This is a genomic window from Acidisphaera rubrifaciens HS-AP3 (assembly GCF_000964365.1).
Lineage (GTDB): Bacteria > Pseudomonadota > Alphaproteobacteria > Acetobacterales > Acetobacteraceae > Acidisphaera > Acidisphaera rubrifaciens.
Genome location: NZ_BANB01000026.1, coordinates 1 through 2,030 on the forward strand (window position 1 = coordinate 1; position 2,030 = coordinate 2,030).

Genomic DNA, 2,030 nt, shown 5'->3' on the forward strand with positions numbered 1-2,030 from the left:
AGGAAGCCGATCGTCTGTTCCGCCGCCACCGCGAACCCGTGCGCGCGTAGCACGGAGGCGAAGGCGACGAACCGGTCAGCCGTCCCGTCGCCGCTCATGCCAGGCTCTCGCCGATCAGCGCCGGCAGGCGCGGGGTGATGTAGCGGAGGTCGTCCTCGTCCTTGATCGCCACGCCGACGCTGGCCTCGAGCGCCGCGGGCCAGGCCTGTCCGCGCCGCGCGAGCAGCGTCGCCGCCTCCGCCCATTCCACCGCCTCGGCCACGCCCGGCGGCTTCGCGAGCGGGGCCGCGCGCAGACGCCCGACCAGGGTCGCGACCGCCCGCGCCGTCGCCTCCATCACGCTGGACGCACGCATGGCGATGATCTGCGCCTCGCGCCGCGCGTCGGGATAGGCGATCCAGTGATAGACGCAGCGGCGGCGCAGCGCCTCGTGCAGTTCGCGCGTGCGATTCGACGTCAGCACGGCGACCGGCCGCTCATAGGCGCGCACGGTGCCGCGTTCGGGGATCGAGATCGAGAAGTCGGACAGGAACTCCAGCAGGAACGCCTCGAACTCGTGGTCGGAGCGGTCGATTTCGTCGATCAGCAGCACCGAGCTTTCGGGGTGGCGCAGCACGCGCAGCAGCGGCCGCTCGATCAGGAAATCGTCGGCGTACACGTCGAGCGGCGCATCCCCGGCCCGCCGCAGGGCCAGCATCTGCCGCGGATAGTTCCATTCATAGAGTGCCGCCGAGGCGTCGATGCCCTCGTAGCATTGCAGCCGCACGAGATCGCGGGCGAGCACGCCGGCCAGCGCCTTCGCCGCCTCGGTCTTGCCGACGCCGGGCGCACCTTCGAGCAGCAGCGGCTTGCCGAGCGCAAGGGCCAGATAGGCCGCGGTCGCGAGGCCGGCATCCGCGAGGTAGAAGGCGCCGCGCAGCGCGGATTCCAGCGCCTCCGGCCCGTCGATCCCCGCGACCGTCGCCCGCACCGCCATGGCTCAGCGCCCCGGCGCGCGGGCCGACGGCGGACGCGCGCCGCCCTGCGCCTGCAACGCGCGCAACACCCGCTCCGGCGTGATCGGCAGCTCGTCGACGTGAATGCCCACGGCGTCGTAGATCGCATTCGCGACCGCGGGCAGCACCGGATTGGCACACATCTCCCCCGGTCCCTTGCCGCCGAAGGGTCCGTCCGGCGCGGGGCGTTCCAGCACGGCGATGTCGTGCGGGCAGATATCGCCGGGTCCCGGCATCAGGTATTCGTTGTAGTCGCGCGGCGAATGCACCGGGTTCGGATAATACGGCTCCGTCGTCTCGTACAGGGCGTGGCTGACGCCCATCCAGGCGCCCCCGACCAGCTGCTGTTCGACGAGCCGCGGGTTGAGCGCGCGCCCCAGCTCGTAGGCCGAGCGCATGTACTGCATCGTCACCTCGCCCGTCTCGTCATCGACCTCCACGTCGACGATGAGGCAGGCATGGGCGTAGCATGTCGCCGGCGACATCTCGCCGGTTTCCGCATCGACGGCGGACAGCGGCACCAGGAAGATGCCGCGCCCGGAGATCGTCCGCCCCTGCCGGAACTGCGCGGCGATGGCGACGTCGCGCGTGGAGATCGACCGTCCCGGCGCGCCGCGCACATGGATGTTGCCGCGCCCGTCGGTCTCCAGATCGGCGGCATTGACCTCCAGCTCCTCGGCGGCCGCCTCCATCATCACCGCCCGCGCCTCGCGCGCGGCGACGGCGACGGCGTTGCCGACGCGGTGCGTGCCGCGCGAGGCGAAGCTGCCCATGTCGTGCGGGCCGGTATCGGAATCCGCGGTGTCGACATAGACATCCTCGACCGGCACGCCGAGGGTCTCCGCCGCGATCTGGCGGGTGACGGATTTCATCCCCTGGCCGAGATCGATCGCCGAGAGGCTGACGGTGAACTTCCCGGTTGGATTGGCGTGCACCAGCGCCTGGCTTGGGTCGCCGCCGAGATTCATGCCGATCGGATAGTTGATGGCGGCCACGCCGCGCCCGCGATGCCGTGCCATGTTCAGCGCCGCCGCC

At 71.4% G+C, this 2,030-nt stretch carries 2 protein-coding genes; both read right to left on the bottom strand.

The window, feature by feature from the left end; genetic code table 11:
- Positions 1-94 precede the first annotated feature (94 nt).
- Positions 95-976 carry an AAA family ATPase gene (locus B8460_RS00945; protein ID WP_048859693.1) on the bottom strand — a complete coding sequence of 294 codons (882 nt, stop codon included), beginning with the start codon at positions 974-976 and terminating at the stop codon, positions 95-97.
- A 3-nt stretch (positions 977-979) separates the two neighbouring features.
- Positions 980-2,030: xanthine dehydrogenase family protein molybdopterin-binding subunit (locus tag B8460_RS00950; protein ID WP_206742633.1), on the bottom strand; the 1,051-nt coding region annotated here is incomplete at its 5' end.

Coding starts and splice junctions, on each gene's coding strand:
- B8460_RS00945 (WP_048859693.1), bottom strand. CDS start 976: ATGGCGGTGCGGGCGACGGTCGCGGGGATCGACGGGCCGGAGGCGCTG.